At 39.2% G+C, this 265-nt stretch carries 1 protein-coding gene; it reads right to left on the bottom strand.

What is annotated here, in order from left to right; translation table 11 throughout:
- Positions 1-265, bottom strand: a 265-nt coding sequence (locus tag SB724_RS20545; RefSeq protein WP_410572758.1) for a hypothetical protein, incomplete at both ends; no start/stop codon positions are given.

Genomic DNA, 265 nt, shown 5'->3' with positions numbered 1-265 from the left:
ATTCCTTCCTCAGCAATAATTCGATATTTTTGGCAGCTCTGCGGTTGCTGTAAATCAATACATAGGTAAAGGGTTCTATGCTCCTTATCCAGTCGCGGGTGGAGGGTTGAGTCCAGTAGTTTTGGTTCGCTTGAAAACAACCCTGGCCAATACACACTTTGGCTTACCATAGATGATTTTTTATAAGTAAGTAAGCTTGGCTTTGGCACTAAAACAAGTATAAGTAATAATATCGTGAAAATAAAAAACAGGGTCAGCTTGATAC

The sequence above is a fragment of the Bacillus sp. SIMBA_031 genome (assembly GCF_046535225.1).
Taxonomy (GTDB): Bacteria; Bacillota; Bacilli; order Bacillales; family Bacillaceae; genus Bacillus; species Bacillus velezensis.
This window is presented reverse-complemented; position numbering and strand designations above follow the sequence as displayed.